Source organism: Polaromonas sp. CT11-55 (genome assembly GCF_047303325.1).
Taxonomy (GTDB): domain Bacteria; phylum Pseudomonadota; class Gammaproteobacteria; order Burkholderiales; family Burkholderiaceae_C; genus Polaromonas.
This window is the reverse complement of sequence record NZ_JBKBEX010000009.1, coordinates 52,287-77,802: the sequence shown is the minus strand read 5'-3', so window position 1 is coordinate 77,802 and position 25,516 is coordinate 52,287. Positions and strand designations below refer to the sequence as shown.

The following is a 25,516-nucleotide window of genomic DNA, read 5'->3' as shown; positions in this document are numbered from 1 at the left end:
CAATTTTGTCAAAAATCAGGCTTTTTTGGCGATGTCGGAAGCAATCGTTTCAGCGAAGGCTTCAAGAGGCATCACTCCAAGGTCTTTGTTACCCCGGGCGCGCACTGCAACGGATCCGGCTTCCTTCTCCTTGTCACCCACGACCAGGATGTAAGGCAGCTTTTTCATCGAGTGCTCCCGTATTTTATACGTAATTTTCTCATTGCGCAGGTCCAGGTTGACCCTAAGCCCTTGATTTTGCAGCGTTTTGGCAACTTCCCGGGCATATTCGGCCTGCGAATCGGTGATATTGAGGACTGAAACCTGCTCTGGGGCCAGCCAGGTCGGCAGCGCGCCGGCGTGTTCCTCGATCAAAATCCCGATAAAACGCTCCAGGCTACCCACAATCGCGCGGTGCAGCATTACCGGCCGGTGGCGGTTGCCGTCCTCGCCGACGTATTCGGCATCCAGGCGCTCCGGCATCGAAAAATCGACTTGCATGGTGCCGCACTGCCACTGGCGGCCTATCGCGTCTTTCAGCGTGTATTCGATCTTGGGGCCGTAAAACGCGCCATCGCCGGGGGCGATTTCAAACTCACAGCCGGACGCGCGCAGGCTTTCCATCAGTGCGTGCTCGGCCCTGTCCCAGCTCTCGTCCGAACCGATTCGCGCCTCGGGGCGGGTAGCGACCTTGTAGATGATGTTCTTGAAGCCGAAATCGGCGTACACCTTTTGCAGCAGAGTGGTGTAGTCCACGCATTCCTTGAGGATCTGATCCTCGGTGCAGAAGATATGGCCGTCGTCCTGCGTGAAACCACGCACACGCATGATGCCGTGCAACCCGCCAGAAGGCTCGTTGCGGTGGCACTGGCCGAACTCGCCGTAGCGCAGCGGCAGGTCGCGGTAGCTCTTGATGCCCTGTTTGAAAATCAGGATGTGGCCGGGGCAGTTCATGGGTTTGAGCGCGTATTCGCGCTTTTCGCTCTCGGTCGTGAACATGTTGTCGCGGTACTTGTCCCAGTGGCCGGTCTTTTCCCACAGCGTCTTGTCGATGATTTGCGGGCCCTTGACCTCCTGGTAGCCGTTGTCCTGGTAGACCTTGCGCATGTACTGTTCCACGCCTTGCCAGACCGTCCAGCCCTTGGGGTGCCAGAACACCAGGCCGGGCGCATGGTCGTCGATATGGAACAGGTCCAGCTCCTTGCCGAGCTTGCGGTGGTCGCGCTTTTCGGCCTCCTCCAGCATCGTCAGGTATTGCTGGAGTTCATCCTTGGTGGCCCAGGCCGTGCCGTAGACGCGCTGGAGCATTTCATTGCGGTGGTCGCCGCGCCAGTAGGCGCCGGCCACTTTCATGAGCTTGAAAAATTTCAGCTTGCCCGTGCTGGGCACGTGAGGGCCGCGGCAAAGGTCTTCGAAGGCGCCCTCGCGGTAGAGCGAGACGTCTTCGTTGGCGGGAATGCTGGCGATGATCTCGGCCTTGTAGTGCTCGCCTATGCTCTTGAAGTGCGCCACGGCCTCGTCGCGCGGCAGCACGCGGCGCGTGACCGGCTCGTCCTTGGCTGCGAGTTCCGTCATGCGCTTTTCGATCGCGACCAGGTCTTCCGGCGTGAACGGGCGCTTGTACGAAAAATCGTAGAAAAAGCCGTTTTCAATCACCGGGCCAATCGTGACCTGCGCATCCGGAAACAACTCCTTCACGGCATAGGCCAGCAAGTGGGCCGTGGAGTGGCGGATCATCTCCAACCCGTCAGCATCCTTGGCTGTGATGATGGAAACTGCGCTGTCCTTGGCGATCAGGTAGCTTGTGTCCACCACCTTGCCGTCGACCTTACCGCCCAAGGCGGCTTTGGCCAGGCCTGCGCCTATCGAGGCGGCAACTTCGGCAACCGTGACGGCTTGCGGGTATTCGCGCTTGGAGGCATCGGGGAGCGTGATCTGGATCATGGGATGAATTTTTCAGGAAAAATGGGAAAACAAAAAAGCGCGGAACATGCCGCGCTTTGATGGAGGGGGATTTGGATTTAAGCTATGAATTATGTAGCTAACAATCACCGAGGGGTGCGGACTAGCGCCCTGGATGACTCCAGAAAACGAACGAGGTCGTAGTTCGCGGTGTCATAACCCGAGCGATCCTTCCTGTTTCCAGCTTGATTGATTGCATGAGCGTATTTTACGGCAGGTTGGCAAAACCCAGTCCGCGGTGCCGGTTCAGCGTTGCGCGAGGCGCTATTGCGGCGAGCCCGGCGGCAAAAAGCCCAGGCCCAGGCAACGCGGGCATTCGGTGATAACGGTCTGCTTCTCGACCTCGAAGTGTTCGTTGATGTTTTCGCTCTCGATGCGCAGCTCACCGGAACCCTCGCAATCGGGACAGGAAATACGCTTGAAACCCACGGTTAAGTCCGACACGGCAGCCTCCTCCAGTTGATGTTCAAAGTCGTGTTCTATGTAACAAACATCACTCTACGCCAAAAAGCACCCGCAAAAAAGCCCGGACAGGCCCTAAGGTCCTGTCCGGGCTGAAAGCTGCGCCCGCGAAGGCTCCAGCGTCTGGGTAATCGTTGGAATGAAACCAGTTCAGTGGAACTGCTCTTCTTCGGTGGAACCGGTCAGCGCGGTCACGCTGGACTTGCCGCCCTGGATCACCGTGGTGACTTCGTCGAAGTAGCCGGTACCGACTTCCTGCTGGTGCGACACAAAGGTGTAGCCGCGATCGCGTGCCGCGAATTCAGGCTCCTGCACCTTCTCGACATAGGCCGACATGCCGCGTTTGACGTAGTCCTGGGCCAAATCGAACATGTTGAACCACATCGAGTGGATGCCGGCCAGGGTGATGAACTGGTATTTGTAGCCCATCGCGCCCAGCTCTTTCTGGAACTTGGCAATGGTCGCGTCGTCGAGGTTTTTCTTCCAGTTGAAGGACGGCGAGCAGTTGTAGGCCAGCAGTTTGCCGGGGTGCACCTTGTGCACGGCCTCGGCAAATTTCCTGGCGAACTCCAGGTCGGGCGTGCCGGTTTCGCACCACACCAGGTCGGCGTAGTGGGCGTAGGCGATGGCGCGGCTGATGGCCTGGTCAATGCCTTTTTTCGTCTTGTAGAAGCCTTCGGACGTGCGCTCGCCGGTGATGAAAGGCTTGTCGTTTTCGTCGTAGTCGCTGGTCAGCAAGTCGGCCGCCTCGGCGTCGGTGCGGGCAATCACCAGCGTGGGCACACCGCAAACGTCGGCGGCCATGCGGGCTGCCACCAGTTTTTGCACGGCTTCAGCTGTAGGCACCAGCACCTTGCCGCCCATGTGGCCGCATTTCTTGACCGAGGCGAGCTGGTCTTCCCAGTGCACGCCGGCGGCGCCCGCCTTGATCATGGCCTTCATCAGTTCGAAGGCATTGAGCACGCCGCCGAAACCGGCTTCGGCATCAGCCACGATGGGCGCGAAGTTGTCGATATAGCCCTTGTCGCCGGCGTCTATGCCCTTGGAATGCTGGATCTCGTCGGCGCGGCGGAAGGTGTTGTTGATGCGCTCAACCACGGTGGGCACGGAGTCGACCGGGTACAGCGACTGGTCGGGGTACATGGAGGCGTAGCTGTTGTTGTCGGCGGCGACTTGCCAGCCCGAGAGGTAAATCGCTTTGACGCCGGCCTTGACCTGCTGCATGGCCTGGCCGCCCGTGAGCGCACCCAGGCAGTTCACGTAAGGCTCGTTGTTGACCAGGTCCCAGAGCTTTTCGGCACCGCGGCGTGCCAGCGTGTGTTCAATCGGAAAGGAGCCGCGCAGGCGGACCACGTCGGCCGCGCTGTAACCGCGCTTGATGCCCTTCCAGCGGGGGTTGGTGGCCCATTCTTTTTCGAGGGCGGAAATCTGCTGGTCGCGGCTCAGTTGTTCAGTCAGGGTTTGTGGCATGGTGGGCTCCTTGAGTTGAAAGAATTGAAGAAGAGAAAAAGTGGTGACTGCGATGGACTCACTTTAAGTCTTCTACAAGACTTTGTGAAGCTCTTATGTCTTATATAAGATAAGAATAAAATTCAATAAAATCAATGGACTACCAATAAAATATCGCAATACAAAATGATATTTCTCGGATTGAGAAATATTTCTGCAGCGCAGCATTTATGATTTTTGCATTGTGAAATTAATTTATTGGATCGTGAAATATGCGGCACGGCTCCGCGCAGGGCAGAAACGGCGCAGCAGCAGCGCGGTTGAGCCAGGAGCAAAGAGGGACCTGGCGCGCTTGCAGCAGGCGCCCTGGAATTCAGGCCTGGCGGCCGGTGCGGTGCAGCACCCAGTCGCCGCCGGCAATGACGGGCTTGCCCCGGGTGCGCTCCGGCGAAATTTCATAGAGCACGCACAGCAGTTCGCGCGGGGGCGTGCTGTCCAGCTGCACCACCACTTCGCGCTTGGTGTATTCACCGGTTTGCTGCGGCCAGACCTCCTCGATCTCATCGAGCACCCGCTCCAACTCGGGGCTCACGGCATAGACCTCGCCGCGCACGACATCCGTCCCGCCTAGCACCAGGCCTGGGTAGCTTCCCAGATGATGCATGACGCCGGCCACCTGGGCCCGCCCCACCCACTGCGGCGCGGGCCGCAAGCGGTTGATGTCACGCTCTTCCCCTTTGCGCAGGGTGCCGTAGACAAAAACATGGCGAGTGTCGAGAGTTGTCATCGCGTGGAACCCTGGGTATCGGAAGGTGAGGAGATCCGGTCCGGAAAAACTAAGGCATGATTCCGGCCTGCGCCGACATCCCCTGCCGGCCCATGCAACCGACGGGCCGCAGGGCCGCTGCAACAGGAACTCCCAGTTTAATGAACCGCATTGTGGCTTACACCTGTCTCGGGCTCAGCATGTCTTTGGTGGGCAGCTATGTCGCGCTGTCCAAACCCCTGGTCGCCGCCCTGCCCGTCTTTTTGCTCGCCTGGCTGCGTTTTGGCATAGGGGGCGCGGCCATGCTGCGCTGGCTCAAAAAACCGGCTGGAGAGGCTCCCATGAGCCGGCAAACCGCTCGCCTGCTGTTCCTGGAGTCCTTCCTGGGCAACTTCCTGTTTTCCCTCTGCATGCTGTTCGGCGTGAGCATGACCAGCGCCGTCGCGGCCGGCGTGATCATGGCCTCCATTCCGGCCGCCGTCGCGCTCATGAGCTGGCTTTTCCTGCGCGAGCGCATCAGCCTGCGGGTATGGGGCGCGGTCGCCTGTGCCGTGGTCGGCATCGCGCTGGTGTCGCTGGCCAAGAATCCATCAGCGGGGCACGCCGCCGCGGCGCCGCAAACCGAGCTGGCGCCAAGCTACGCCTGGCTGGGCAACCTGCTGCTGGTGGGCGCGGTCCTGTGCGAGGCCTTCTATGCAGTGATTGGCAAGAAGCTGACCGGCGTGCTGAGCCCCAAACGCATTTCGGCCCTGATCAACCTCTGGGGTTTTGCGCTCGTCACGCCGCTGGGCCTGTGGGCGGCCTGGCGTTTTGACTTCAGCGGGGTCGCGCCCTCCCTCTGGCTGTTGCTGGTGTTTTATTCGCTGGCCGCCAGTGTCTGGACGGTGTGGCTGTGGATGACAGGCCTCAAAACTATTCCGGCCAACGAGGCCGGCGTGTTTGCCGTGCTGCTGCCCATCAGCGCCGCCGCGGTCGGTGTCATGGTGCTGGGCGAAACACTGAACCCCACCCAGATCGGCGCCTTCGGCATCGCGCTGGCCGGCGTGGTGCTGGCTACTTTGCCGGGACGGGGTCTGGAAAAGCCTGCTCCGGTCGAGCCGCCGCGCTGATCTCGCGGTCCAGGCGCTTTTGCCGGCGCATCACATAAATGCTGTAGCTGATGATGCCCAGCGACACCACCGTGATCAGGATCGTTGCCGCCGCGTAAATCGACGGGTTCACGCCGCGGCGGGCGTAGCTGAAGATCACCTGCGGCAGGGTCGTCACGCCGGGGCCCGACAAAAACTCCGAAATCACTACGTCGTCAAACGAGAGCGTGAAGGTCAACAGCCAGGCTGACACCAGAGCCGGCGCGATGTTGGGCAGGGTCACCAGGAAAAACACCTGCATGGGCCGGCAGCCCAGGTCCATGGCGGCCTCCTCGAGGGTGCGGTCCATTTCGCTCAGGCGCGACTGGACCACCACGGTTGCGTAGGCCATGCCCAGCAAGGTGTGGCCGGTCACGATGGTGATGAAGCCTCGGTCAGGCCAGCCCACGGCGCGTTGCACCGCCACCATCAGCAGCAGCAAGGACAGCCCGATGATGACCTCGGGCATGACCAGGGGCGCGTTGACCAGCCCGTAAAACAGCGTGCGCCCGGTAAAGCGCAGGTAACGCACCAGCACAAAGGCTGCAAAGGTTCCCAGCACCACCGACAGCGTGCCGGTGATCAGCGCTACCTTGAGCGACAGGAAGAAACCTTCAACCAGCCGCGAGTCCGCCAGTAGTGCTTCATACCAGCGCGTGGAAAAGCCGGTGAAAACGCCGTCCTGCCGCGTGCTGTTGAAAGAAAAGACGATGAGGAAAAACAGCGGGATGTAAAGAAAGAGGTAAACCACCCCCATCCAGAGCCTGCCCACATTGTTTTCCACCAAGCGCGAAAAACCCCTCAGGCTGAGCTTCATTTCAGCGCCCTCCCCGCGCATCGCGATCACTGCTGGAGCGGTAATAAAAAGCCAGCGGCACCAGGATCAGCAAAATCATCACCACCGCGAGCGCCGACGCACGCGGCCAGTTGTTGCTGCTGAACATCTCGTCCCAGACCACGCGGCCGATCATGATGTTTTCGGCGCCGCCCAGCAGCGAGGGGATCACGAACTCGCCGACGCTGGGAATGAACACCAGCATGGAGCCGGCCACGATGCCCGACTTGCTGAGCGGCACGGTGATCAGCCAGAAGGCCTTCCAGGCGCTGGCGCCCAGGTCGTGCGCGGCTTCCAGCAGGCGAAAATCCATCTTCACCAGGTTGGCATAGAGCGGCAGGATCATGAAAGGGCAGTACACATAGGTCATGCCCACCAGCATGGAGACGTCGGTGTAAAGCATCACCATGGGCTCCTGGATGATGCCCAGCGACAGCAGCAGGTTGTTGAGCACACCCTGGTCGGCCAGTATGCCCTTCCAGGCATAGACACGCAGCAGGAAGGAGGTCCAGAACGGCAGCATCACCAGCATCAGCAAGGCCGGGCGTATCGAGGGCCGCGAGCGCGCGATGAAGTACGCAAAGGGATAGCCTATGACCAGGCAGGACAGCGTGGTCAGCAAGGCGTACTTCAGCGAGGTTTTGTAGGCCTCCATGTAGATGGTGTTGCCGAAGCCGCCCACGGCGTCCTGCGCGTTGTCGATAAAGATGGACGCGTAGTTGTTGTAGCGCAGCAGGACGTGCCAGGAGCCCTTCACCGTCTCTATCAGCGGCGCGAAGGGATCGACGCCGCCTCCCATGTCCGTCACGCTGATGCGCAGCAGGATCAGGAAAGGCAGCACAAAAAACAGCAGCAGCCAGACATAAGGCACGGCAATCACGAAGCGCCGCCCAAGGTTGAGCTGAAGCCAGGAGGGGATGTTGTTCATCGCCGGGAATTGAATCGTTGAGGCCTGTGGGCTGCGCCTACTGTGTCAGCACCACCGGCGCGGAGCCGTCCCACCAGAAGAAGACCTGGTCGTCCCAGGTGATCGTGTCGCTGTCGTGGCGCGTGGTGTTGGTCTCGGTGATCTTGAGGGTACGCCCTCCGGCCGCTTCCACGATGAAGGTGTTGTAGCTGCCGAAATAGGCAATCTCGCGCACCTTGCCGGTGAACAGGTTGCTGCTGACCCCAGACGGGCGGGCCTTGGCGATATGGATCTTCTCGGGCCGCACCGCGATGGCCACCGCCATGCCCAGCGTGCCGCTGATGCCGTGCCCCACGCTCACCACACCCTGGTCGGTGGTGACCTCGCAGCGGTCGGCCTCGTCCAGCGTGAGCTCGCCTTCCAGCATGTTGACGTTGCCGATGAAGTCGGCCACAAAGCGGCAATTGGGATGCTCGTAGATTTCCTTGGGTGTGCCGACCTGCAGCACGCGGCCGTGGCTCATCACGGCGATGCGGGAAGCCATGGCCATGGCTTCCTCCTGGTCGTGCGTGACCATGACGCAGGTCACGCCCACCGATTCAAGAATGTTGACGAGTTCGAACTGCGTGCGTTCGCGCAGCTTTTTGTCCAGCGCGCCCAGGGGTTCGTCAAGCAAAAGCAACTGGGGTCGTTTGGCCAGGCTGCGCGCCAGGGCCACACGCTGCTGCTGGCCGCCCGAGAGCTGGTGCGGCTTGCGTTTGGCGAAGGCCTCGAGCTGGACCAGCTTGAGCATCTCCTGCACGCGTGCTTCGATTTCGGGTTTGGGCATGCCTTCGCGCTTGAGGCCGAAGGCGATGTTGTCCCAGACCGTCAGGTGCGGAAACAGCGCATACGACTGGAACATCATGTTGATGGGCCGCTCGTAGGGCGGGAAGGACGCGATGTCCACGCCATCCAGGAAGACCGCGCCGGAGGTCGGTTTTTCAAAACCCGCGAGCATGCGCAGCAGGGTCGACTTGCCGCAGCCTGAGCTGCCCAGCAGTGCGAAGATTTCACCCTTGTGGATGGACAGCGAGACATCATCGACCGCTGCCACGCCATCAAAGCGCTTGACCAGCTGATCGGTCCGCAAAAACCCGTCGCCGGCCGAGAGAGGTAGATTCATGAACAGGATTTCCTGCCTTCATCAAAATGAAAAAAAGCTGTGCACACAACGCATTGCATGCACAGCCGGGTTCACACTGAAATCAGCGCTTGCCAGAGATCAGTAAAACGTCACTTGCCTTTTTTGAAGGCGGTGAACACATTGCTCATGGATTCGCGGGCTTCATTGCTGAAGCTGGCCGGTGACACCATTTTCTTCAGGTTGTCGGGATCGGGGAACACCGCCTTGTCCTTGGCGATTTCGGGCTTGACGTTGGCCAGGCTGGCCTTGTTGGCGGTGGCGTAGCCCAGCTCGTTGGTCAGGGAGGCGGACACTTCAGGGCGCAGCGAGTAGTTGATGAAAGCCAGCGCATTGTTGGGGTGCTTGGCATCCTTGGGAATGGCCAGGGTGTCAAAGAAGATCAGGCCGCCGGTGCTGGGCAGCAGGGCCTCGACTTCATTGCCGCTCTTGTTTTCGAGTGCGCGGCCACGGGCGATGTTGATGTCGCCGGCCCAGGCCAGGGCCACGCAGGCCTTGCCGCCGGCCAGGTCGTCAATCATGGTGCTGGAGAACATGCGGATGTGCGGGCGCACCTTGGCCAGCATCTCGGCCGCCGCCTTGTGGTCGGCCGGGTCGTTGGAGTATGCGTTCTTGCCCAGGTAGTGCATGGCCGGCGGCAGCACTTCGGTGGGCGAGTCGAGGTAGGCGATACCGCAGGACTTGAGCTTGGCGGTGTAGACCGGGTTGAACACCAGGTCCCAGGCGTTTTCCGGCATGGGCGTGGAACCCAGGGCCTTGGTGACCTTGGCCTTGTTGATGCCAACCGTGGTGAAGCTCCAGGCCCAGGGCACGAGGTAGGCATTGCCTGGGTCAATGGTGCCCAGCTTTTCCATGATGGCCGGGTCCAGGTTGCCGTAGTTGGCGATCTTGGTTTTGTCGAGCTTGGCGAGCAGGCCGCCGTCGATCTGCGGCTTGGCGAACACGGCGCCGGGCACGACGATGTCATAACCGGTGTTGCCGGCGACCAGCTTGGCGTGCAGGGCCTCGTTGTTCTCGAAGGTCTGGTAGTTGACCTTGATGCCGGTTTCCTTCTCGAAGTTGGCCACCATGTCTTTGGCGACGTAGTCGGGCCAGTTGTAGACATTGAGTACCTTTTCCTCGGCGGCCACGGGGGCCGGTGCGCTCGCGGCGGCGGCCGGGGCGGCAGCGGCAGGCGCTTCGTCTTTTTTACCGCAGGCGGTCAGTGCCGCCACCAGCATGGCCGAAAACGCCCAATACCCAAGATGCTTTTTCATAATGTCCTCAACTCCTCTTATAAAAACTTGGAAGTAAAAACCAGGAAACACTAGCAAAAATCAGACCGGAGCAATTGTATAAGAGGGCCGCGAGCACGGGAACCTTTCTCTTATGCGGCCTTTGCATCAGAGCTTGCCGCCGGCCGCCCGGCAAATTCGCCTACAGCAGGACGGGCCGAAGGCGCTAGGTACCTTTCCCCTCCCCGCGTACGCTTTTGGGACAAGCTTTCACTTCCCTTCCGAAAGATATCCCATGGGATTTTCCCGCTGGCTGGGCCGGGCCGCCATGAAACCCTTTGCCCGGGCATTGCCTGTGATGGGCAACACAGAGCGTGCCGCGCTCGAAGCGGGCACAGTCGGCTTTGAAGGCCGGCTGTTCTCCGGCCGGCCCGATTTCGACGCCCTGCTGGCCGCCGGACCCAATGTGCTCAGCACTGCGGAACAAGCCTTTCTGGACAAAGAAGTCACCACCCTGTGTGCCATGCTGGACGACTTCGCCATCGACCAGGCCGGCGACCTGCCCGCCGGGGTCTGGGCTTACCTGCGCGAACACCGCTTCTTCGGCATGATCATTCCCGAGGCACATGGCGGGCTGGGCTTCAGCCACCACGCCCATGCCACCGTGGTCACGCGCATCGCCACGCTGAATATCTCCGCGGCCGTGACCGTCATGGTGCCCAACTCCCTGGGGCCGGCCGAACTGCTGCTGCGCTACGGCACGGATGCCCAGAAGCAGCACTACCTGCCGCGCCTGGCCGACGGCCGCGACCTGCCCTGCTTCGGGCTGACCTCGCCCTATGCGGGCTCCGACGCGGCTTCCATCCCTGACAGCGGCCTGTTAGTGGAGCGGGAGTTTGAAGGCCGGGTGGTGCGCGGCTTCAGCCTGAACTTCTCCAAGCGCTACATCACCCTGGCGCCGGTGGCCACCGTTGTGGGCCTGGCCTTCAACGCCATCGACGAAAGCCTGCCCGAAGGCCAGCGCGAGCTGGGCATCACCTGCGCGCTGATCCCGGTGCCGCAGCCCGGCATGGACATAGGCCGGCGGCACCGGCCGATGGACGCGGCTTTCATGAACGGCCCTATCGAAGGCCGCGAAGTCTTCATCCCCATGGACTGGGTCATAGGCGGCGAAGCCCAGGTCGGCCAGGGCTGGCGCATGCTCATGGAATGCCTGGCGGCCGGGCGAGCCATTTCGCTACCGGCACTGGGCTCGGCCATGCAGCAGACCGCGCTCTTTGTCGCCAATGGCTACGGCCAGGTGCGCGAGCAGTTCGGGCTCCCGATCGGGCGCTTCGACGCGATTGCCGGCGTGATCGCCGGCATGGCCTGCGAGCTTTATGCAACGGACGCCGCGCGCCGCTACACCGCCGCCGTGCTGGACCACGGCGAACAGCCCAGCGTCGCAAGCGCCATCCTGAAGGTGCATTTGACCGAAGCGGGTAGGCGCGCCGTCAATCACGGCATGGACATCCTGGGCGGCAAGGGCATCATCCAGGGCCCGTCCAACCTGCTGTCCGTGGCCTACCGCGGCGCGCCGATTGCCATCACCGTGGAAGGCGCCAACATCCTGACCCGCTCGCTGATCATCTTCGGCCAGGGCGCGGTGCGCTGCCACCCTTACGTGATGAAGGAGATGCAGGCGGTGCGGGACGACGATGCCCAGGCGCTGGGCGAGGCGTTGATCGGCCATGGCGGACACGTGCTGCGCAACTTCTGGCACAGCATCGCGGGTGCGCCGCTGCTGGGAACGCCGCCCGCTGGCCTGGAAAAAGAAGCCCGGCTGATCGCCCGCCTGAGCAGCCAGTACGCGCTTACCTGCGACCTGGCCATGGGCCTGCTGGGCGGCAAGCTCAAGCGCATGGAATTGCTGTCGGCCCGGCTGGGCGACGTGCTGGCCCATCTTTACATGGCCAGCGCCTGCGCCTGGCGCTATGCGATGGAAAAGGACGGCGACATGTTGCCGGTGGCAAGGGCCGCGATTCGCATGCAGCTTGACCAGGCCGGCAATGCGCTGGAAGCGCTTTATGCCAACTTCCCTTCACCACTGCGCCGTGTGGTGGGCGCGCTGGTGCTCAACCGCAGCACGCGGCTGGCACCGCTGCGGGATGTCCAGCTGCTGGACCTGGCCAGGCTGCTGCGCACCCACCATGCGCTCATGCGGCGCCTGTGCCCCGACCTGGCAACGCCGGCCGGCGGCGGCTTGCGGGACCTGATGGATGCGCTGGCCCTGGCCGAGCAGCTAGGGGAAGAAACCGTGGCGCTCAACAAGGCGGTGCGCCGCAGCGAATCGATGGAGCACGCCGCGCAAGCCTCAAGCCGGCCCGAGCTGGCGCTGGCCTACCTGCGCGCAGCCGACAAGGTGATCCAGGTCGACGACTTCGCGCCCTGAATCCTCCCTGACGAACATTCAGGCGAACAGGCCCTTGTACTGCTCGCGCAGCAAATTCTTTTGTACCTTGCCCATGGTGTTGCGCGGCAGCTCGCTGACCACAAAACATTGCTTGGGAATCTTGAAGTTGGCCAGCTTCGATTTGAGCTCGCCCACGATCCGGCCGGCCTCCAGCGAAGCACCCGGCTTGGCAATCACGACGGCCACGCCCACCTCTCCAAAATCCGGGTGCGGCACGCCGACCAGGGCGCTTTCGGCCACGCCCGGCATGTCGTTGATATAGCCCTCGATCTCAGCCGGATAGACGTTGTAGCCGCCGCTGATGATCAGGTCCTTGCTGCGGCCCACGATGACGATGTAGCCGCGCTCGTCAATCTTGCCGACGTCGCCCGTCTTGAAATAGCCGTCTGCGGTGAACTCTTCTTTGGTTTTTTCCGGCATGCGCCAGTAGCCCTTGAAGACATTCGGCCCCTTGACCTGGATGCCGCCTATCTCGCCGGCCGGCAGGGGCTGCCCGTCATCGCCCTGCACGCGCAGGCTGACGCCCGGCAGCGCAAAGCCCACGGTGCCGCCGCGCCGCTCGGCGCCCTGGTAGGGATTGGAGGTCAGCATCACGGTTTCGGACATGCCGTAGCGCTCCAGAATCGTGTGACCGGTGCGCTCCTTCCATTCGTTGAAGGTTTCGATCAGCAAGGGGGCCGATCCCGCGACGAAAAGCCGCATGTTGCGGCAGGCCTCACGCGTAAGCCCCGCCTCGGCCAGCAAGCGCACATAGAGCGTGGGCACGCCCATGAACACCGTGGCCTCGGGCATCTTGCTGACCACCAGCTTGGGGTCGAACTTCGCAAGCCAGATCATCTTGCCGCCGTTGATCAGCGCACCGTGGATGGCGACAAACAGGCCGTGCACATGAAAAATCGGCAAGGCGTGGATCAGCACGTCACCCTTCTTCCAGCCCCAGTAGTCCTTGAGCACCAGCGCGTTGCTCAGCATGTTGCCGTGCGTCAGCATGGCGCCCTTGCTGCGGCCCGTGGTGCCGCTGGTGTAAAGGATGGCGGCCAGGTCGTCGGCCTGCCGCTGCACGGGTTCATGCCGGTCGCTGCAATGCGCGGCACGGTCCAGCAGCGAGCCCGTGCGGTCGTCGTCCAGCGTGAAGACGTTGCGCGTGCCGGCCTTGAAGGCAATCTTGCTGACCCAGCCGAAATTCTTGCTGCTGCACACCATCACCGAGGGCTCGGCATTGCCGATGAAGTACTCGATCTCGGCGCTTTGGTAGGCGGTGTTGAGCGGCAGGAACACATAACCGGCGCGCAAGGTCGCCAGGTACAGCATCATGGCTTCCACCGACTTTTCGACCTGCACCGCCACCCTGGCCCCCGCGGGCAGGCCCAGCGAGGCCAGCAGGTTGGCCATCATCGCGGTGCCGCGTTCGAGGTCGCGCCATGAATAGTTCAGGCCGTTGTCGGTTTCGACGGCAACGTCGTCCAGCGAGGAAGGAAAGGCGGCTCGCAGTGCCGCGAACAGGTTATGGTTTTTCATGGCTCAGGCTGTCAGTGGTCATAGATTCAGCGGCCCGGCCGTCAAACCGGGGCTGGCGTTTTTCGGTAAAGGCCGTCACGCCTTCCCGGTGTTCGGGCGACGCAGCGTAGCGGTAAGCGCTCGCTGCCAGGTCCATCACGGCTTGCTCGCTGCCGGCCTGGGCCAGCGCCCGCAAAGCCTGCTTGTTCAGCCTGGCGGCGCCGGGTGCCAGGACGGCGCAGCGCTCCACGCAGGCCATGGCCGCGGCGCCCGCTTCATCAGCGGGCAGCACCTGGTTGAGGAAGCCGCGCCGCTTCATCTCGGCTGCGTCCAGCACGGCGGCCGACAGCAGCATTTCGCGCGCGGTCAGCTCGCCCGCCGCGCGCAGCACCAGCGCGGCTTCGCGCGGCGCCATCGGAAAGCCGAGCCTGGCGATGGGCGCGCCGAACTTCGCGCTGTCGCCCGCGATGCGGATATCGCAGCAGCTGGCAATCTCCAGGCCGGCGCCCATGCAGTTGCCGTCGATCTGCGCGACCATGGGCACATCGCAATCGAGCATGGCCCGCAAGCCGCCCCACACATCGCGTTCGTGAAAATCACGCAGGGCGGATTCTTCAAACCGGAAGCCGGCGTACTCGGAAATGTCGCCTCCCGCGCAAAAATGCCCGCCCTCGCCGCGCAGCAGCACACAGCGCACGTCGCCAGCCTGCTGAAGCCGTTCGAAGGCCGCGCGCAGCTCGCGCCACATGGCGCGGCTCATGGCATTGAACTTGCCCGGATGGGAAAGGGTCACAAAGGCCAGGGAGCCCTTCACCTCGAGTAAAACAGCTCCAGCCATCAATCGGTCATTCGAGTTTGGCGCCTGAGGCCTTCACCACCGCCGCCCAGCGCTTGACCTCGCTGCTCACGAAAGCACCGAACTGCTGCGGTGTGAGGTTGCCGAAGTCCGCACCGTTATTGGCCCAGATCGCCTTGAGTTCATCGGTAGTGGCGGCCTTGCGCAGGTCCTCGACGATGCGCGCCTGCACATCGGCCGGCGTGCCCTTGGGCGTCCACATGCCGTACCAGGTGGTCACCGTGTAGTCGGGCAGGCCCAGTTCGCCGGCGCAGGGAACGTCCGGGAAAGCCGGGTTGCGCTTGGCGCCGGCCACCATCAGCGCCTTGATGCGCCCGCCCTTGATGTGGTTGGCCGAGGAACCCAGGCCGTCAAACATCATGTCGACGTTGCCCGAGATCAAATCCTGCAGGGCCGGGCCGGCGCCGCGATAGGGAATGTGGGTGATGAAGGTCTTGGTCTGCAACTTGAACAGCTCCCCTGCCAGGTGGTGCGAAGTGCCCGCGCCGGCCGAGCCGTAGTTGTACTTGCCCGGCGCCTTGCGCACAGCTTCAATGTAGGCCTTGAAATCGGCGAACGGCATGTTGCGGGGGTTGACCACCAGCACCTGCGGCACGTTGGCCATCAGGGCCAGCGGCACGAAATCTTTCTCGATGTCGTAGTCGAGCTTGGGGTACATCGAAGGCGCGATGGTGTGGTGCACCGCGCCCATGAACAGCGTGTAGCCGTCGGGCTGCGCCCTGGCGGCGATGCTGGCACCCAGGGTACCGCCGGCACCGCCGCGGTTGTCGATGATGAGTTGCTTGCCGGTCAGCTTGGCGAACTGGGCGGACAGGGGGCGGGCGAACGCGTCAGTGCCGCCGCCGGCTGGAAACGGCACGATCATCGTCACCGGCTTGGTAGGCCAGGCTGACTGGGCATGCAGCAGGGGTGACGCGGCCGCGACACCGGCCGCAGCGATGCGCAGGACGTCGCGCCGGTTAACTGAACTCATGGTTTGTCTCCTTTGATGGGTTTTACTACGGGATGATATTCGGTAAAAATTGTCTTCATCGCAGCACCGCGCTGGCTTCGGCAGCCTTGATCAGGCCTGCAGCATCTTCGGCCAGCAGGAAGCCTTGGGCCTGAGCGTTTCCGGCCGCCTTGCGCACGGCGGCCACATAGCCGTCGTGCGAGCCGTAGCGCTCTTGCAGCGACAAGCGCGGATCGCCGTTGGCGCCGCGCTCCTGCGCCGTGCGGGCAAAGGGCACCATGCCCCCCACGTAATTGCATATCTGTCCCTGGTGGAACGGCCGGTCGCCGCCAGCCGTGATGTTCCAGCCCAGGTAAGTGCCCAGCGGCGCTTCCAGCAAAACTACCGGCACGCCGCCCAGCTCATTGCCGTCAGCATCCACCCGTGGCGCCAGCATGGGCAGCACCTGGCGGATGGGCGGCGGCGCATTGGATGCCACGCCCGAACCATCGGCAGGGTTGAACGCGGGGCCCCAGTCATAGTCGAGCACCGGCATGATGAAGTCCGGCTCGGGTACGGTAGGACGCAGCTGCGGCAGCGTGGGAAAGCCGATGCCTTCCTTGGTGGCCAGCGCCAGCGTGCCGCGCGGCTCGCCCGCACGCGGCGCCAGGGTGGGCCAGCGGCTGGGCGGCGGCTCGGTGCCGCGCATCACCCAGCTGCGAAAGTGCATGCGCAGTGCGTTCACGGTTTCGGTATGCGGCACCGGATTGGCAGGCAATATGCCTGTACCGAAATTGTTGCCCGGGCAACTGGCTCCTGCCGTGGGCAGACCTACGCCTGGCAGGCTGGTATCAAAGCCGCCTGCCCCGCCGCCGTGGCTGGAACTGGCAATGTAATAGCGCCGCACGTTGGCAGGCAAAGGCAGGTCTGCCCTGGCATCGGTGCCCACCCATTCGGGCGTGAGTTTCAGGGCCCAGACCTCGGCCGAGCCAAAGTGCTCGATGATCTTCGGGCAGGTCTTGCTGGCGTCGCAACGATCAAGAATGCCGCCGGCCGGCCCACCGCGCACCGGGTCGGCCGCGCGCGCCCACCACTGCGGTCCTTCACTGCCGGCCTGGTACAGCTCCAGCACGCCATCGGGCTGAGCCCACCGGAAATTCAGCGCAATGCGCCGGCCCGCGATGATGGGCCAGAGGCCGTCATGCACCTGGCGCCCGGCTTCGTCCTGGTTAAAGCCCAGATGCAACCAGCCGCGCAGGAAGTTGCCGGACTGCGAGACGCCCCGGCCGATGCTGTGGGTCACCACGCCAGCAACCGGATTCGGTGTACCGGCGTCATCAGTCCTGGCCGTCTTGAAAAACACACCCATATCGCGCCAGGCGGCAAAGCCCACGCCCAGCAAGTAGGGGTCTGCGGCCTTGAATGCCACCAGGTACAGCTTGCCGGCATCAAAGCCGTTCTTCAGGCATATCTGCGTTGCATCGGGCACGCCCGGAAAAGGGTTGGCCGCATCGCACCTGGCCCAAGCCCAGTCAGTGGAAGGAATCACCGTCTCGCCGGTCACATCACCGCGGGTGGACTCCGCCACGCGGGACATCATGCGCGATTGGCGCGTATCCAGGCTCACCGGCTTGTACGGAACTGGGTTGGTTTGCACGACCAGCGGCTGCGACCCTGGGCCGGTACGATTGACGATGCGGCCAAACACCTCGCCGGTGACGGGTGAGCCATCGACATTCCGTGCCACCGGCACCTTGAGCCAGTGTGGAAACTCGACTGCGGCAGTGGCCCGCAGCTTGGTGGCGCCGGCGTTGTCGCCCTGCCAGGCGCTGGTCAGGTCGATGTCACCCAACGCACGTTCCCGAACCACATTGGGCCGGCGCAGGCCCCGGTTGGGCGCCTCATGCCACATCAGGCCGCTGGCCTTGGCCGGATCAACCGGCTTGGTCAACACAAAGGTGGCGACATAACGCACCTTGCCATCGGCCTCTTTGCCCAGTTCGATGTCCTGGATGATGGCATTGCCGGACGCCTTGGGGTCCAGCTCGCCGAACGCGCGGCCGGCAAGCTGTTCAAAGGCCACCCCACCAGAAAGGGCTGCCGCCAACGGAAGGGTCTCATCAATCACGATCCGCGTGACACGGGCCTGGGCCGAATGCCCCAGCAGAAACACGGCGGCCAGCGGCGCAAGCGCCAGCCTCCCCAGCAGATGAACGGGTCTCATGTTGTCTCCTTCGTTTTTGATATCTTCTGCTCGCCACAACTACCAAAGCGATTCAATATCGCTGGAAACAGCCACCTTTCCTTCCGCCAGCATGGCGCGATGCTTGTCCAGGCGCTTGAGGTCATAGAGGTAATTCACCATGAGACCGTAGGACTGCTTGAGCCCTTTGGGCGTCGGATCGCCCGCCCAGTTGATGCGTTCTATGCGCGCGCCATTGCCCAGGTGAAAGCGCGCCACCGGGTCGAGCGGTTTGCCCTCTTCCAGGGTCCGTCCCAGGTAATGGGCGGCGCAGTGCAGCAGCATTTTGCGCACCGGCGATTTTTCGCCGAGCGCGAGCGGGTTCTCGGCGGCCGTGAGCAAGTGCCCGGCGCCAGGCGGCTCGAAGCCCACGGCCCGGCCCAGCGCCGTGAGTTCCTTTTCGCCCAGCTTTTCAAGCATGGCGCTGGCGTTCTTGCCCAGCCAGTTGCGAAAACCCGGAATCGGCGAAAGCGTGGCAAAGGTCTTGAGCTTGGGAAACTCATCCTTCAGCGTCTCAACCACGCGCTTGATCAGGGAGTCGCCGAAACTCACGCCGCGCAGCCCGGCCTGGGTGTTGCTGATCGAATAAAAGATGGCCGTGGTGGCCCGGCTCAGGTCCGAAGGCGCGGCCAGTTCGTCGAGCAGCGGCATGATGTCGCCCGCGATCTGCTCGACCATGGCGACTTCCACGAAGATCAGCGGCACCTCGGGCAGGCGCGGGTGGAAAAAGCCGTAGCAGCGCCTGTCGCTGTCGAGCCGGTTCTTCACGTCGGCCCAGCCCTTGATGTCATGCACCGCCTCGTACTTGATGAGTTTCTCGATCAGCGAGGCCGGCGAATCCCAGGTGATGCGACGCAGGTCAAGAAAGCCCACGTCGAACCAGGTGGAAAACATGTATTCCATTTCCACGTCCAGCGCCAGCAGGCGCTTGTCGGACTTGAGGCTGGGCTGCATCTCGGCCCGCATGTCGACCAGGAACTGGATGCCGCCTGGGTAGACGCTGAAGCGCTGCAGCAGGCGCCGGCGCGGCGACACCGTGGCGCGCCGGTAGCGGACCTCGGCCACCGCCTCCTCGGGCGTGCCCACCGCGGCCGCGAACTGCGCCTGCGCGGCCTTGACCTTTTGCGGGTTGGCGACGAACTGCTCGCTCATGAGCATCCACAGGTCGCGCCGGCGCGCTGGCGTGGCGCCTTCGTACCAGGCCGCGATGGCCATGGCGCGGCGGCCGCCCTCGACCTCGCTCACGCGCGGGTCGATGATGGCCTGCAGTTCCTGCAAGGTGCGGCGCAGCACGCGCGGCGACAGCGCCTCGTCTTTCTGGCTCAGGGTCGCCTGCAGGCGCTCATGTGTGCTGCGCACGGGCAGGCTTGCGCCGGGCGCCGGTTTTTTGGCCGCCGCAGGGGCGGCTTGCGCCGCCGCATTCCCCGCGCCCCCCTTGTCGCTGGTAAAGCGCGAGACGTTGCGGCTGAGCCACTCGGCGGCGCTCATGCTGCCACCCTGGAGCGCTGGTTGCGGGCCAGTTCGCGCAGCGCTTCGCGCTGGCGCGTCAGGTGGGTGCGCATGGCGGCCTCGGCGCCTTCGCTGTCGCGGCTCTTGAGGGCGGCGAACACCGTCATGTGCTCCGACAGGCTTTGCGCCAGCCGGCCCGGCGCGTGAAGCTGCTGCAGCCGCGCGAGCTTGAGGATCTTGCGCAGGTCGGCAATGGCCTGCGCGAGCCAGCGGTTGTCGGCCAGCAGGATGATCGCTTCGTGGATCGCGAAGTTGGTGGCGTAGTAGTCGTTGATGCGGCCGGCCGCCGCATGGCTGTTGAGGCGCTCGTGCAGGGTGGTGAGCGCCGCGAGGTCGGCGTCGGTCGCATTGCGGGCCGCTTCGTAGGCGCAGCGCCCTTCCAGCAGCGCGATCACCGGGAAGATGTCGTCCAGGTCCTTTTCGGTCACTTCGTTGACGAAGCAGCCGCGCCGGGGCTCATGGCGCAGCAACCCCTCCGAAGTCAGCACCTTGAGCGCTTCGCGCAACGGCGTGCGCGAGATTTCCAGCCGCTCACACAACGCAACCTCGTCCAAAAAGCTCCCGGGCGCCAGTTGGCCCGCGAAAATTTGCTCGCGCAGGGTATCGGCGACCTCCTGATGCAGTGAATTCTGGACAAGACGCATGGCATGACCCTTTGACTGACCCGGCCCGCCGGCACGGCGAACCCCTGCTGAACACCCGTTTTGCCCCTGGCCCTTAACGTTCAGCCCAGCGGTAATTTCAAATAATTACGTGTAATTATGAAAAATAACCCAAACTGAATCAAGAGGCTGTGCCTGAAAACGACAGGGAAAAACCCTAGCGGAGACTTGGGGTTGCGGGTTGCGGGTTGCGGGTTGCGGGTCGTGGACACGAGCAGCACGCGCCGCCCACTTGGCGACGCCCCTGTAGCGGTCTTGCCGGGCCTCAGGCCGGCTCAGTGCGTTTTGTCGCCCACACCCAGAGCCAGGCACCACCGATGATCATGGGAACGCAAAGCCACTGGCCCATGCTCATGCCCAGAGCCAGGATGCCGAGGAACTCGTCCGGCTCCCGGAAAAACTCGGCGATAAAGCGAAACACGCCGTAGCCCAGCAGGAAGGCGCCGGAGACTTGGCCCGTCTTGCGCGGCTTGCGCGCGTATAGCCACAGCAGCACGAACAGCAGCAGGCCTTCGAGCAGGAACTGGTAGACCTGCGAGGGATGGCGCGGCAGCGGGGAACCGCTGCCCGGAAACACCATGCCCCAGGGCAGAGCCGGGTCGCTGAAACGTCCCCACAGCTCCCCGTTGATGAAGTTGCCGACGCGCCCCGCCGCCAGCCCCGTGGGCACACAAGGCGCCACAAAATCCATCACCTGCAGCCAGGGCCGCTGGCGCGAGCGGGCAAACCACCACTGAGAGGCCAGCACACCCAGCATGCCGCCGTGAAAGCTCATGCCGCCTTGCCATACAAAAAAGATCTCCAGCGGATGCGTGAAGTAGTAGCCGGGCTTGTAGAAAAGGCAATAACCGAGCCGCCCGCCCACCACCACACCCATCACCCCCAGAAACAGCATGTCCTCAATATCCCTGCGCGACCAGGCACCCAGGCCGGTGATGGACGCAAACGGCTGGTGCCGCAGCCGCCGTGTCGCCAGGAAGAAAAACAGGCCAAAGGCCGCCAGGTAGGTCAGGCCGTACCAGTGGATGCCCAGCGGGCCTATCTGGAGTGCGATGGGATTGATTTGCGGGTGGATAAGCATGGGCGGTATTTTGCACGCATGCCTCGTAGGAAAGGACTTACGCGAAGACCGTATTGCATTAGACTGCCGGCAATACCGTCACGGACCCCGCCATGCGCCACGCACTCCGCCCTGCCCTCGCTTTCGGCCTGCTGGGCCTGCTCCTTATGCAGCCGGCAGCCGCGCAGGTATACCAATGCCTGGATGCGAACGGCAAAAAAGTATTTTCACAAACGCCTTGCGCGGCCCAGGGCGGAAGCGGCGAAAAACTCATCATGCAGGCACCGGCCGGCGGCACAGCCGTCACCGTCACGCCCAAGGACTGGGCTGCGGAAAACGCGGCGGCCAATGCGCGGGCGGCTGCCGCCGAGGCATCCGCCGGCGCTTCGCGGCAAGCCACTCCCTCGGCGCTGGACGGACTGCGCAAGGGCACGGCGCAGGCCCAGGACTCCGACCAGCAAATCATTGCCAACTGCGAGGCCAATCGCGGCGCGCGCTGCAGCAGCGCCAGCGAAATAGCCCAGCGCAGGATGGAGCAGCGCGAACTCACCCCGTCGGAAAGGCAGCAGCAGCAAAGCGCGGTGGCGGCGCGCCGGCGACGCGAACAGAACGAAGCCATTTACCGCTCTACTCGCCGATAAAGGCCGTAAAGCGCGCGAGCGCCGGGTTGGCGCTGGAGCCCGGCCAGACCAGGCTGGTCTCGCAGCCCGGCACCGCGACTGAAGCCCCCCGGACTCCACCGCGCGCCGAAGACCTGCCGGCAGGCAGGCTGCGGTACACCACGCCGGGCCGCTGGAATTGCCGAACGCTCTCGGGAACCCAGGCCACGCCCAGCCCGGCGGATACCAGATTCACGATAGTCTGCATCTGTATGGCTTCCTGCGCGACCTGCGGCAATTGCCCGGCCGCGTGATACATCGCAAAAATCGCGTCGTAGAGCGAAGGAACGATGCGCCGCGGAAAAATCACCAGCGCCTGGTCCAGCAAGTCCGCAAGAGTAAGTGCAGCCTTGTTTGCCAGTGGGTGCTGCTCGGGCAGCGCCACCACCAGCGGGTCCTGACTGATGCGCCGGCAGGCCAGGCCAGGCGGTGCAAAACCGGGGGAATGCAGCATGAAACCCGCATCGATCTCGCCGCGCTCAAAAGCCTCTAATTGCACGTCGCCGGTCGCCTCCAGCAGTTCCAGTTGCACTTTCGGGTAGTGCTCGCGAAAGGCCAGCACCCAGCGCGGCAGCAACTCAAAACCCACCGTGGAGACAAAAGCCAGCCGCAAGCGCCCCGCCTCGCCGTCCGCGCTGGCGCGCGCATACGCCGGCAAGGCCTGGGCACGCGCGAGCAGGTCGCGCGCCTCGGGCACCAGGGCGGCACCCGCCGCCGTGAGCTGCACGCTGCGCTTGGTGCGGTCGAACAGTTTGATGCCCAGCAAGGCCTCCAGCTGGGCAATGGCTTGCGTGAGCGGCGGCTGGGTCATGCTCAGGCGCAGCGCCGCGCGGCCGAAGTGCAATTCCTCGGCCACGGCCAGGAACTGGCGCCACAGGCGCAGCTCGATCAGGGGTGTTTTGCGGGTAGCCATGTGCACGGTATGAGGGTGTTATTCATATGCACTGCATATTAATAGATCATAAATAATGGATTGGAAAGAATCAATCAAAGCACGCATACTCTGCTTTCCTGATTGCCACGGCACAGCCCCGGCATACCAAAACAGACATCCACCACGAGACGCACCATGAACACCAAAACCGTCAACATCGTTGCCAACCCGCGCAGCAAAAACATCACCGAGGGCAAATCGCGCGCGCCCAACCGCTCCATGTACTACGCCATGGGCTACGAGGCCGACGACTTCAAAAAGCCCATGGTCGGCGTGGCCAACGGCCACAGCACCATCACCCCTTGCAACAGCGGCCTGCAAAAACTGGCGGATGCGGCAATTGCCGGCATCGAGGAAGCCGGCGGCAATGCCCAGGTCTTCGGCACGCCGACCATCTCCGACGGCATGGCCATGGGCACCGAAGGCATGAAATATTCGCTGGTGAGCCGCGAGGTGATCTCGGACTGCATCGAAACTTGCGTGCAGGGCCAGTGGATGGACGGCGTGCTGGTGGTTGGCGGTTGCGACAAGAACATGCCGGGCGGCCTGATGGGCATGCTGCGTGCCAATGTGCCGGCGATTTACGTCTACGGCGGCACCATCCTGCCGGGCAGCTACAAGGGCAAGGACCTCAACATCGTCAGCGTGTTCGAAGCCGTGGGCGAGAACGCCGCCGGCCGCATGAGCGATGAGGATCTGCTGGAGATCGAGCGCCGCGCCATTCCAGGCACCGGCAGCTGCGGCGGCATGTACACGGCCAACACCATGTCCAGCGCTTTCGAGGCCCTGGGTATTTCGCTGCCCTACTCCAGCACCATGGCCAACCCGCACGACGAGAAAATGAACTCGGCCAAGGAGTCGGCCAAGGTCCTGGTAGAGGCCATCAAGAAAGACATCAAGCCGCGCGACATCGTCACCAAGAAGGCGATTGAAAATGCGGTCGCCGTGATCATGGCGACCGGCGGCTCCACCAACGCCGTGCTGCACTTCCTGGCCATCGCCCACGCGGCGGGCGTGGAATGGACGATCGATGACTTCGAACGGGTGCGCCAGCGCACGCCGGTGCTGTGCGACCTCAAGCCCTCTGGCAAATACCTAGCCGTGGATTTGCACCGCGCCGGCGGCATTCCCCAGGTCATGAAAACACTGCTGGCCGCCGGCCTGCTGCATGGCGACTGCCTGACGATTTCCGGCCAGACCATTGCCGAGACGCTCAAGGACGTGCCCGACGTGCCGCGCGCAGATCAGGACGTGATTCGCCCCATCGACAAGCCCATGTACGCCCAGGGCCATCTGGCCATCCTCAAGGGCAACCTCTCGCCCGAGGGCTGCGTCGCCAAGATCACCGGCCTGAAAAATCCGGTCATGACCGGCCCGGCACGCGTGTTTGACGACGAACAGTCGGCTCTGGCCGCGATTCTGGCCGGCAAGATCAAGGCCGGCGACGTAATGGTGCTGCGCTACCTCGGCCCCAAGGGCGGGCCCGGCATGCCTGAAATGCTGGCCCCCACCGGCGCACTGATAGGCGCCGGCCTCGGCGAAAGCGTGGGCCTGATCACCGACGGCCGCTTCTCCGGCGGCACCTGGGGTATGGTGGTCGGCCACGTCGCGCCTGAAGCCGCGGCCGGCGGCAACATCGCCTTCATCAACGAGGGTGACTCCATCACCATCGATTCCAAGCAGCTCCTGCTGCAACTGAACATCAGCGATGCCGAATTGGCCAAACGCAAGGTCGGCTGGAAGGCTCCGGCGCCGCGTTACACCCGCGGCGTGCAGGCCAAGTTTGCCTTCAATGCCTCCAGCGCCAGCAAGGGCGCGGTGCTGGACGACTATTGAGCGGACCCCGGTCTGCTGAAACAACAAGAGCCCATGAAGTTACAGTCTTCATGGGCTCTTTGCTTTGGGCCGCCTCGCCGTTTGCGAACGTCGAATAAATTGATGGCCTGGCCGGAATAAAGGACTTGTTGGGGCTCGGGCCTACTTCTTTCTCTTTTTGGCCGAGAGCATGCCCATGGCTTCGCGCTGTTTTTCGATCCGGTCGTCCTTGCGCTTGGCCATCTTGTCGATTTCCCTGCGTTTGGTGTAACCCGATGCGTCTGCCCAGGCCCACCAGGCGACGGCCATAGCAAAGGGAGACAGCACGATGAACCAATTCAAAGTGGCTACCGGCCCGATCTCCAGGTATTTAAGCAACAACGCGGCAATGCCCAGCAATAAAAAAAACATGAGATTTCTCCTGAATATGTTTACCTGCGCCAAGGGGTATCCCCTTGAAACAAGGGTCAACCGGCACCACTACAATCACGTTGATTGACTGTAACCGAATCCACAACTCCCCCACGAGGACAATCCATGAAACGCATTCTTTCGGTAATCGCTTTTGTGACCGCGGGTTTTGCCGTGTCGACGCCAGCTCTGGCAGACCTGCAACTGGCCACCGCCAAGAACTGCATGGCTTGCCACGCCATCGACAAGAAGCTGGTCGGTCCCTCCTACAAGGATGTCGCCGCCAAGTACGCCGGCCAGAAGGACGCCGCCGACAAGCTGGCCGCCAAAATCATCAAGGGTGGTTCCGGCGTCTGGGGCCCGGTCCCCATGCCCGCGAACGCGCAAGTCAACCCTGAAGAAGCCAAGAAACTGGCGACCTGGGTCCTCGCAACCAAATAAGCGGCTCGCACGCCCACAAAAAAGCCCGTCGATGACGGGCTTTTTTATGCCCGCGTCACTTCACTGTCTTTCAGACAGCTGATCGAGGATGGCGGGATTCTGTGGCCACATCACATCGCTTCGCGATATGAGTGTCCCCTTCCCCCGCCACAGCTTTGCTGAC

Annotated in this window: 22 protein-coding genes; 5 read left to right on the top strand and 17 right to left on the bottom strand. The window is 63.0% G+C overall.

The genetic code is table 11. The annotated features are described in order from the left end of the window. Positions 1-15: 15 nt before the first annotated feature. The 4 genes from thrS to ACEN8I_RS10870 all read right to left on the bottom strand — a co-directional run bounded on the left by thrS (position 16) and on the right by ACEN8I_RS10870 (position 4,639). Positions 16-1,923 carry a threonine--tRNA ligase gene (gene thrS, locus ACEN8I_RS10885; RefSeq protein WP_413328437.1) on the bottom strand — a complete coding sequence of 636 codons (1,908 nt, stop codon included), beginning with the start codon at positions 1,921-1,923 and terminating at the stop codon, positions 16-18. Positions 1,924-2,205: 282 nt separating this feature from the next. Then, positions 2,206-2,385, bottom strand: coding sequence for a hypothetical protein (locus ACEN8I_RS10880; protein ID WP_153976329.1), 180 nt, complete (start codon positions 2,383-2,385; stop codon positions 2,206-2,208). Between the two features lie 168 nt (positions 2,386-2,553). Then, a complete protein-coding gene (gene aceA, locus ACEN8I_RS10875) occupies positions 2,554-3,873 on the bottom strand; it encodes an isocitrate lyase (RefSeq protein WP_413328435.1) in 1,320 nt (439 codons plus the stop codon). A gap of 352 nt (positions 3,874-4,225) precedes the next feature. Continuing rightward, entirely contained in the window at positions 4,226-4,639 is a 414-nt protein-coding gene (locus ACEN8I_RS10870; protein ID WP_413328434.1) for a gamma-glutamylcyclotransferase, read from the bottom strand. Between the two features lie 140 nt (positions 4,640-4,779). Between ACEN8I_RS10870 and ACEN8I_RS10865 the strand changes: the two genes are divergently transcribed. Then, a complete protein-coding gene (locus tag ACEN8I_RS10865) occupies positions 4,780-5,727 on the top strand; it encodes a DMT family transporter (protein WP_413328433.1) in 948 nt (315 codons plus the stop codon). Here ACEN8I_RS10865 and ACEN8I_RS10860 read toward each other — a convergent pair. From ACEN8I_RS10860 to ACEN8I_RS10845, 4 genes are all read right to left on the bottom strand, one after another. Then, a complete protein-coding gene (locus ACEN8I_RS10860; RefSeq protein WP_413328432.1) occupies positions 5,672-6,562 on the bottom strand; it encodes an ABC transporter permease in 891 nt (296 codons plus the stop codon). The two genes, ACEN8I_RS10865 and ACEN8I_RS10860, sit on opposite strands and share 56 nt — an antisense overlap. Before the next feature lies 1 nt (position 6,563). After that, positions 6,564-7,508 (bottom strand): ABC transporter permease, encoded by a 945-nt coding sequence (locus ACEN8I_RS10855; RefSeq protein WP_413328431.1) that lies wholly within the window; start codon positions 7,506-7,508, stop codon positions 6,564-6,566. A 37-nt stretch (positions 7,509-7,545) separates the two neighbouring features. Then, the gene (locus ACEN8I_RS10850; RefSeq protein ID WP_413328430.1) at positions 7,546-8,652 is read right to left on the bottom strand and encodes an ABC transporter ATP-binding protein; all 1,107 of its coding nucleotides are present in this window, start codon (positions 8,650-8,652) and stop codon (positions 7,546-7,548) included. Positions 8,653-8,762: 110 nt separating this feature from the next. Continuing rightward, positions 8,763-9,926: an extracellular solute-binding protein gene (locus tag ACEN8I_RS10845; protein WP_413328429.1), complete on the bottom strand. Its 1,164-nt coding sequence runs from the start codon at positions 9,924-9,926 to the stop codon at positions 8,763-8,765. A 253-nt stretch (positions 9,927-10,179) separates the two neighbouring features. Between ACEN8I_RS10845 and ACEN8I_RS10840 the strand changes: the two genes are divergently transcribed. After that, complete coding sequence (locus tag ACEN8I_RS10840; protein ID WP_413328428.1) at positions 10,180-12,315, top strand: acyl-CoA dehydrogenase; 2,136 nt, start codon at positions 10,180-10,182, stop codon at positions 12,313-12,315. An 18-nt stretch (positions 12,316-12,333) separates the two neighbouring features. Here the strand turns inward: ACEN8I_RS10840 and ACEN8I_RS10835 are convergent, their stop codons facing one another. From ACEN8I_RS10835 to lgt, 7 genes are all read right to left on the bottom strand, one after another. Then, a complete protein-coding gene (locus tag ACEN8I_RS10835; protein WP_413328425.1) occupies positions 12,334-13,854 on the bottom strand; it encodes a malonate--CoA ligase in 1,521 nt (506 codons plus the stop codon). Further along, the gene (locus tag ACEN8I_RS10830) at positions 13,841-14,671 is read right to left on the bottom strand and encodes an enoyl-CoA hydratase/isomerase family protein (RefSeq protein ID WP_413328424.1); all 831 of its coding nucleotides are present in this window, start codon (positions 14,669-14,671) and stop codon (positions 13,841-13,843) included. Before ACEN8I_RS10830 ends, ACEN8I_RS10835 begins: the two co-directional genes overlap by 14 nt. A gap of 7 nt (positions 14,672-14,678) precedes the next feature. Then, positions 14,679-15,662, bottom strand: a complete 984-nt coding sequence (locus ACEN8I_RS10825; protein ID WP_413328423.1) for a Bug family tripartite tricarboxylate transporter substrate binding protein — start codon at positions 15,660-15,662, stop codon at positions 14,679-14,681. A gap of 55 nt (positions 15,663-15,717) precedes the next feature. Beyond that, a complete protein-coding gene (locus ACEN8I_RS10820) occupies positions 15,718-17,844 on the bottom strand; it encodes an alpha/beta hydrolase domain-containing protein (protein ID WP_413328422.1) in 2,127 nt (708 codons plus the stop codon). 39 nt (positions 17,845-17,883) lie between these two features. Further along, positions 17,884-19,350: a malonyl-CoA decarboxylase domain-containing protein gene (locus tag ACEN8I_RS10815; protein ID WP_413328421.1), complete on the bottom strand. Its 1,467-nt coding sequence runs from the start codon at positions 19,348-19,350 to the stop codon at positions 17,884-17,886. Then, positions 19,347-20,015, bottom strand: coding sequence for a GntR family transcriptional regulator (locus tag ACEN8I_RS10810; RefSeq protein ID WP_007870686.1), 669 nt, complete (start codon positions 20,013-20,015; stop codon positions 19,347-19,349). Before ACEN8I_RS10810 ends, ACEN8I_RS10815 begins: the two co-directional genes overlap by 4 nt. 283 nt (positions 20,016-20,298) lie before the next feature. Further along, positions 20,299-21,114: a prolipoprotein diacylglyceryl transferase gene (lgt, locus tag ACEN8I_RS10805; protein WP_413328420.1), complete on the bottom strand. Its 816-nt coding sequence runs from the start codon at positions 21,112-21,114 to the stop codon at positions 20,299-20,301. A 92-nt stretch (positions 21,115-21,206) separates the two neighbouring features. On the opposite strand from lgt, the gene ACEN8I_RS10800 reads away from it, so the two are divergent. Continuing rightward, positions 21,207-21,734 carry a DUF4124 domain-containing protein gene (locus tag ACEN8I_RS10800; protein WP_413328419.1) on the top strand — a complete coding sequence of 176 codons (528 nt, stop codon included), beginning with the start codon at positions 21,207-21,209 and terminating at the stop codon, positions 21,732-21,734. Here the strand turns inward: ACEN8I_RS10800 and ACEN8I_RS10795 are convergent. Further along, positions 21,721-22,665: a LysR family transcriptional regulator gene (locus ACEN8I_RS10795; protein ID WP_413328418.1), complete on the bottom strand. Its 945-nt coding sequence runs from the start codon at positions 22,663-22,665 to the stop codon at positions 21,721-21,723. The two genes, ACEN8I_RS10800 and ACEN8I_RS10795, sit on opposite strands and share 14 nt — an antisense overlap. A 156-nt stretch (positions 22,666-22,821) precedes the next feature. On the opposite strand from ACEN8I_RS10795, the gene ilvD reads away from it, so the two are divergent. Next, positions 22,822-24,522 carry a dihydroxy-acid dehydratase gene (gene ilvD, locus ACEN8I_RS10790; RefSeq protein ID WP_074575323.1) on the top strand — a complete coding sequence of 567 codons (1,701 nt, stop codon included), beginning with the start codon at positions 22,822-22,824 and terminating at the stop codon, positions 24,520-24,522. Positions 24,523-24,663: 141 nt separating this feature from the next. Here ilvD and ACEN8I_RS10785 read toward each other — a convergent pair whose 3' ends face one another. After that, the gene (locus ACEN8I_RS10785) at positions 24,664-24,912 is read right to left on the bottom strand and encodes a TIGR04438 family Trp-rich protein (protein ID WP_413328417.1); all 249 of its coding nucleotides are present in this window, start codon (positions 24,910-24,912) and stop codon (positions 24,664-24,666) included. A gap of 126 nt (positions 24,913-25,038) precedes the next feature. Here ACEN8I_RS10785 and ACEN8I_RS10780 point away from each other — a divergent pair, with 126 nt between their 5' ends. Then, the gene (locus tag ACEN8I_RS10780; protein WP_074575325.1) at positions 25,039-25,353 is read left to right on the top strand and encodes a c-type cytochrome; all 315 of its coding nucleotides are present in this window, start codon (positions 25,039-25,041) and stop codon (positions 25,351-25,353) included. The last annotated feature ends 163 nt before the right edge of the window (positions 25,354-25,516 follow it).

Excerpts from the sequence above, each read along its gene's own strand:
- thrS (WP_413328437.1), bottom strand. The coding sequence starts at position 1,923 with ATGATCCAGATCACGCTCCCCGATGCCTCCAAGCGCGAATACCCGCAA.
- aceA (WP_413328435.1), bottom strand. The coding sequence starts at position 3,873 with ATGCCACAAACCCTGACTGAACAACTGAGCCGCGACCAGCAGATTTCC.
- ACEN8I_RS10870 (WP_413328434.1), bottom strand. The coding sequence starts at position 4,639 with ATGACAACTCTCGACACTCGCCATGTTTTTGTCTACGGCACCCTGCGC.
- ACEN8I_RS10865 (WP_413328433.1), top strand. The coding sequence starts at position 4,780 with ATGAACCGCATTGTGGCTTACACCTGTCTCGGGCTCAGCATGTCTTTG.
- ACEN8I_RS10860 (WP_413328432.1), bottom strand. The coding sequence starts at position 6,562 with ATGAAGCTCAGCCTGAGGGGTTTTTCGCGCTTGGTGGAAAACAATGTG.
- ACEN8I_RS10855 (WP_413328431.1), bottom strand. The coding sequence starts at position 7,508 with ATGAACAACATCCCCTCCTGGCTTCAGCTCAACCTTGGGCGGCGCTTC.
- ACEN8I_RS10850 (WP_413328430.1), bottom strand. The coding sequence starts at position 8,652 with ATGAATCTACCTCTCTCGGCCGGCGACGGGTTTTTGCGGACCGATCAG.
- ACEN8I_RS10845 (WP_413328429.1), bottom strand. The coding sequence starts at position 9,926 with ATGAAAAAGCATCTTGGGTATTGGGCGTTTTCGGCCATGCTGGTGGCG.
- ACEN8I_RS10840 (WP_413328428.1), top strand. The coding sequence starts at position 10,180 with ATGGGATTTTCCCGCTGGCTGGGCCGGGCCGCCATGAAACCCTTTGCC.
- ACEN8I_RS10835 (WP_413328425.1), bottom strand. The coding sequence starts at position 13,854 with ATGAAAAACCATAACCTGTTCGCGGCACTGCGAGCCGCCTTTCCTTCC.
- ACEN8I_RS10830 (WP_413328424.1), bottom strand. The coding sequence starts at position 14,671 with ATGGCTGGAGCTGTTTTACTCGAGGTGAAGGGCTCCCTGGCCTTTGTG.
- ACEN8I_RS10825 (WP_413328423.1), bottom strand. The coding sequence starts at position 15,662 with ATGAGTTCAGTTAACCGGCGCGACGTCCTGCGCATCGCTGCGGCCGGT.
- ACEN8I_RS10820 (WP_413328422.1), bottom strand. The coding sequence starts at position 17,844 with ATGAGACCCGTTCATCTGCTGGGGAGGCTGGCGCTTGCGCCGCTGGCC.
- ACEN8I_RS10815 (WP_413328421.1), bottom strand. The coding sequence starts at position 19,350 with ATGAGCGCCGCCGAGTGGCTCAGCCGCAACGTCTCGCGCTTTACCAGC.
- ACEN8I_RS10810 (WP_007870686.1), bottom strand. The coding sequence starts at position 20,015 with ATGCGTCTTGTCCAGAATTCACTGCATCAGGAGGTCGCCGATACCCTG.
- lgt (WP_413328420.1), bottom strand. The coding sequence starts at position 21,114 with ATGCTTATCCACCCGCAAATCAATCCCATCGCACTCCAGATAGGCCCG.
- ACEN8I_RS10800 (WP_413328419.1), top strand. The coding sequence starts at position 21,207 with ATGCGCCACGCACTCCGCCCTGCCCTCGCTTTCGGCCTGCTGGGCCTG.
- ACEN8I_RS10795 (WP_413328418.1), bottom strand. The coding sequence starts at position 22,665 with ATGGCTACCCGCAAAACACCCCTGATCGAGCTGCGCCTGTGGCGCCAG.
- ilvD (WP_074575323.1), top strand. The coding sequence starts at position 22,822 with ATGAACACCAAAACCGTCAACATCGTTGCCAACCCGCGCAGCAAAAAC.
- ACEN8I_RS10785 (WP_413328417.1), bottom strand. The coding sequence starts at position 24,912 with ATGTTTTTTTTATTGCTGGGCATTGCCGCGTTGTTGCTTAAATACCTG.
- ACEN8I_RS10780 (WP_074575325.1), top strand. The coding sequence starts at position 25,039 with ATGAAACGCATTCTTTCGGTAATCGCTTTTGTGACCGCGGGTTTTGCC.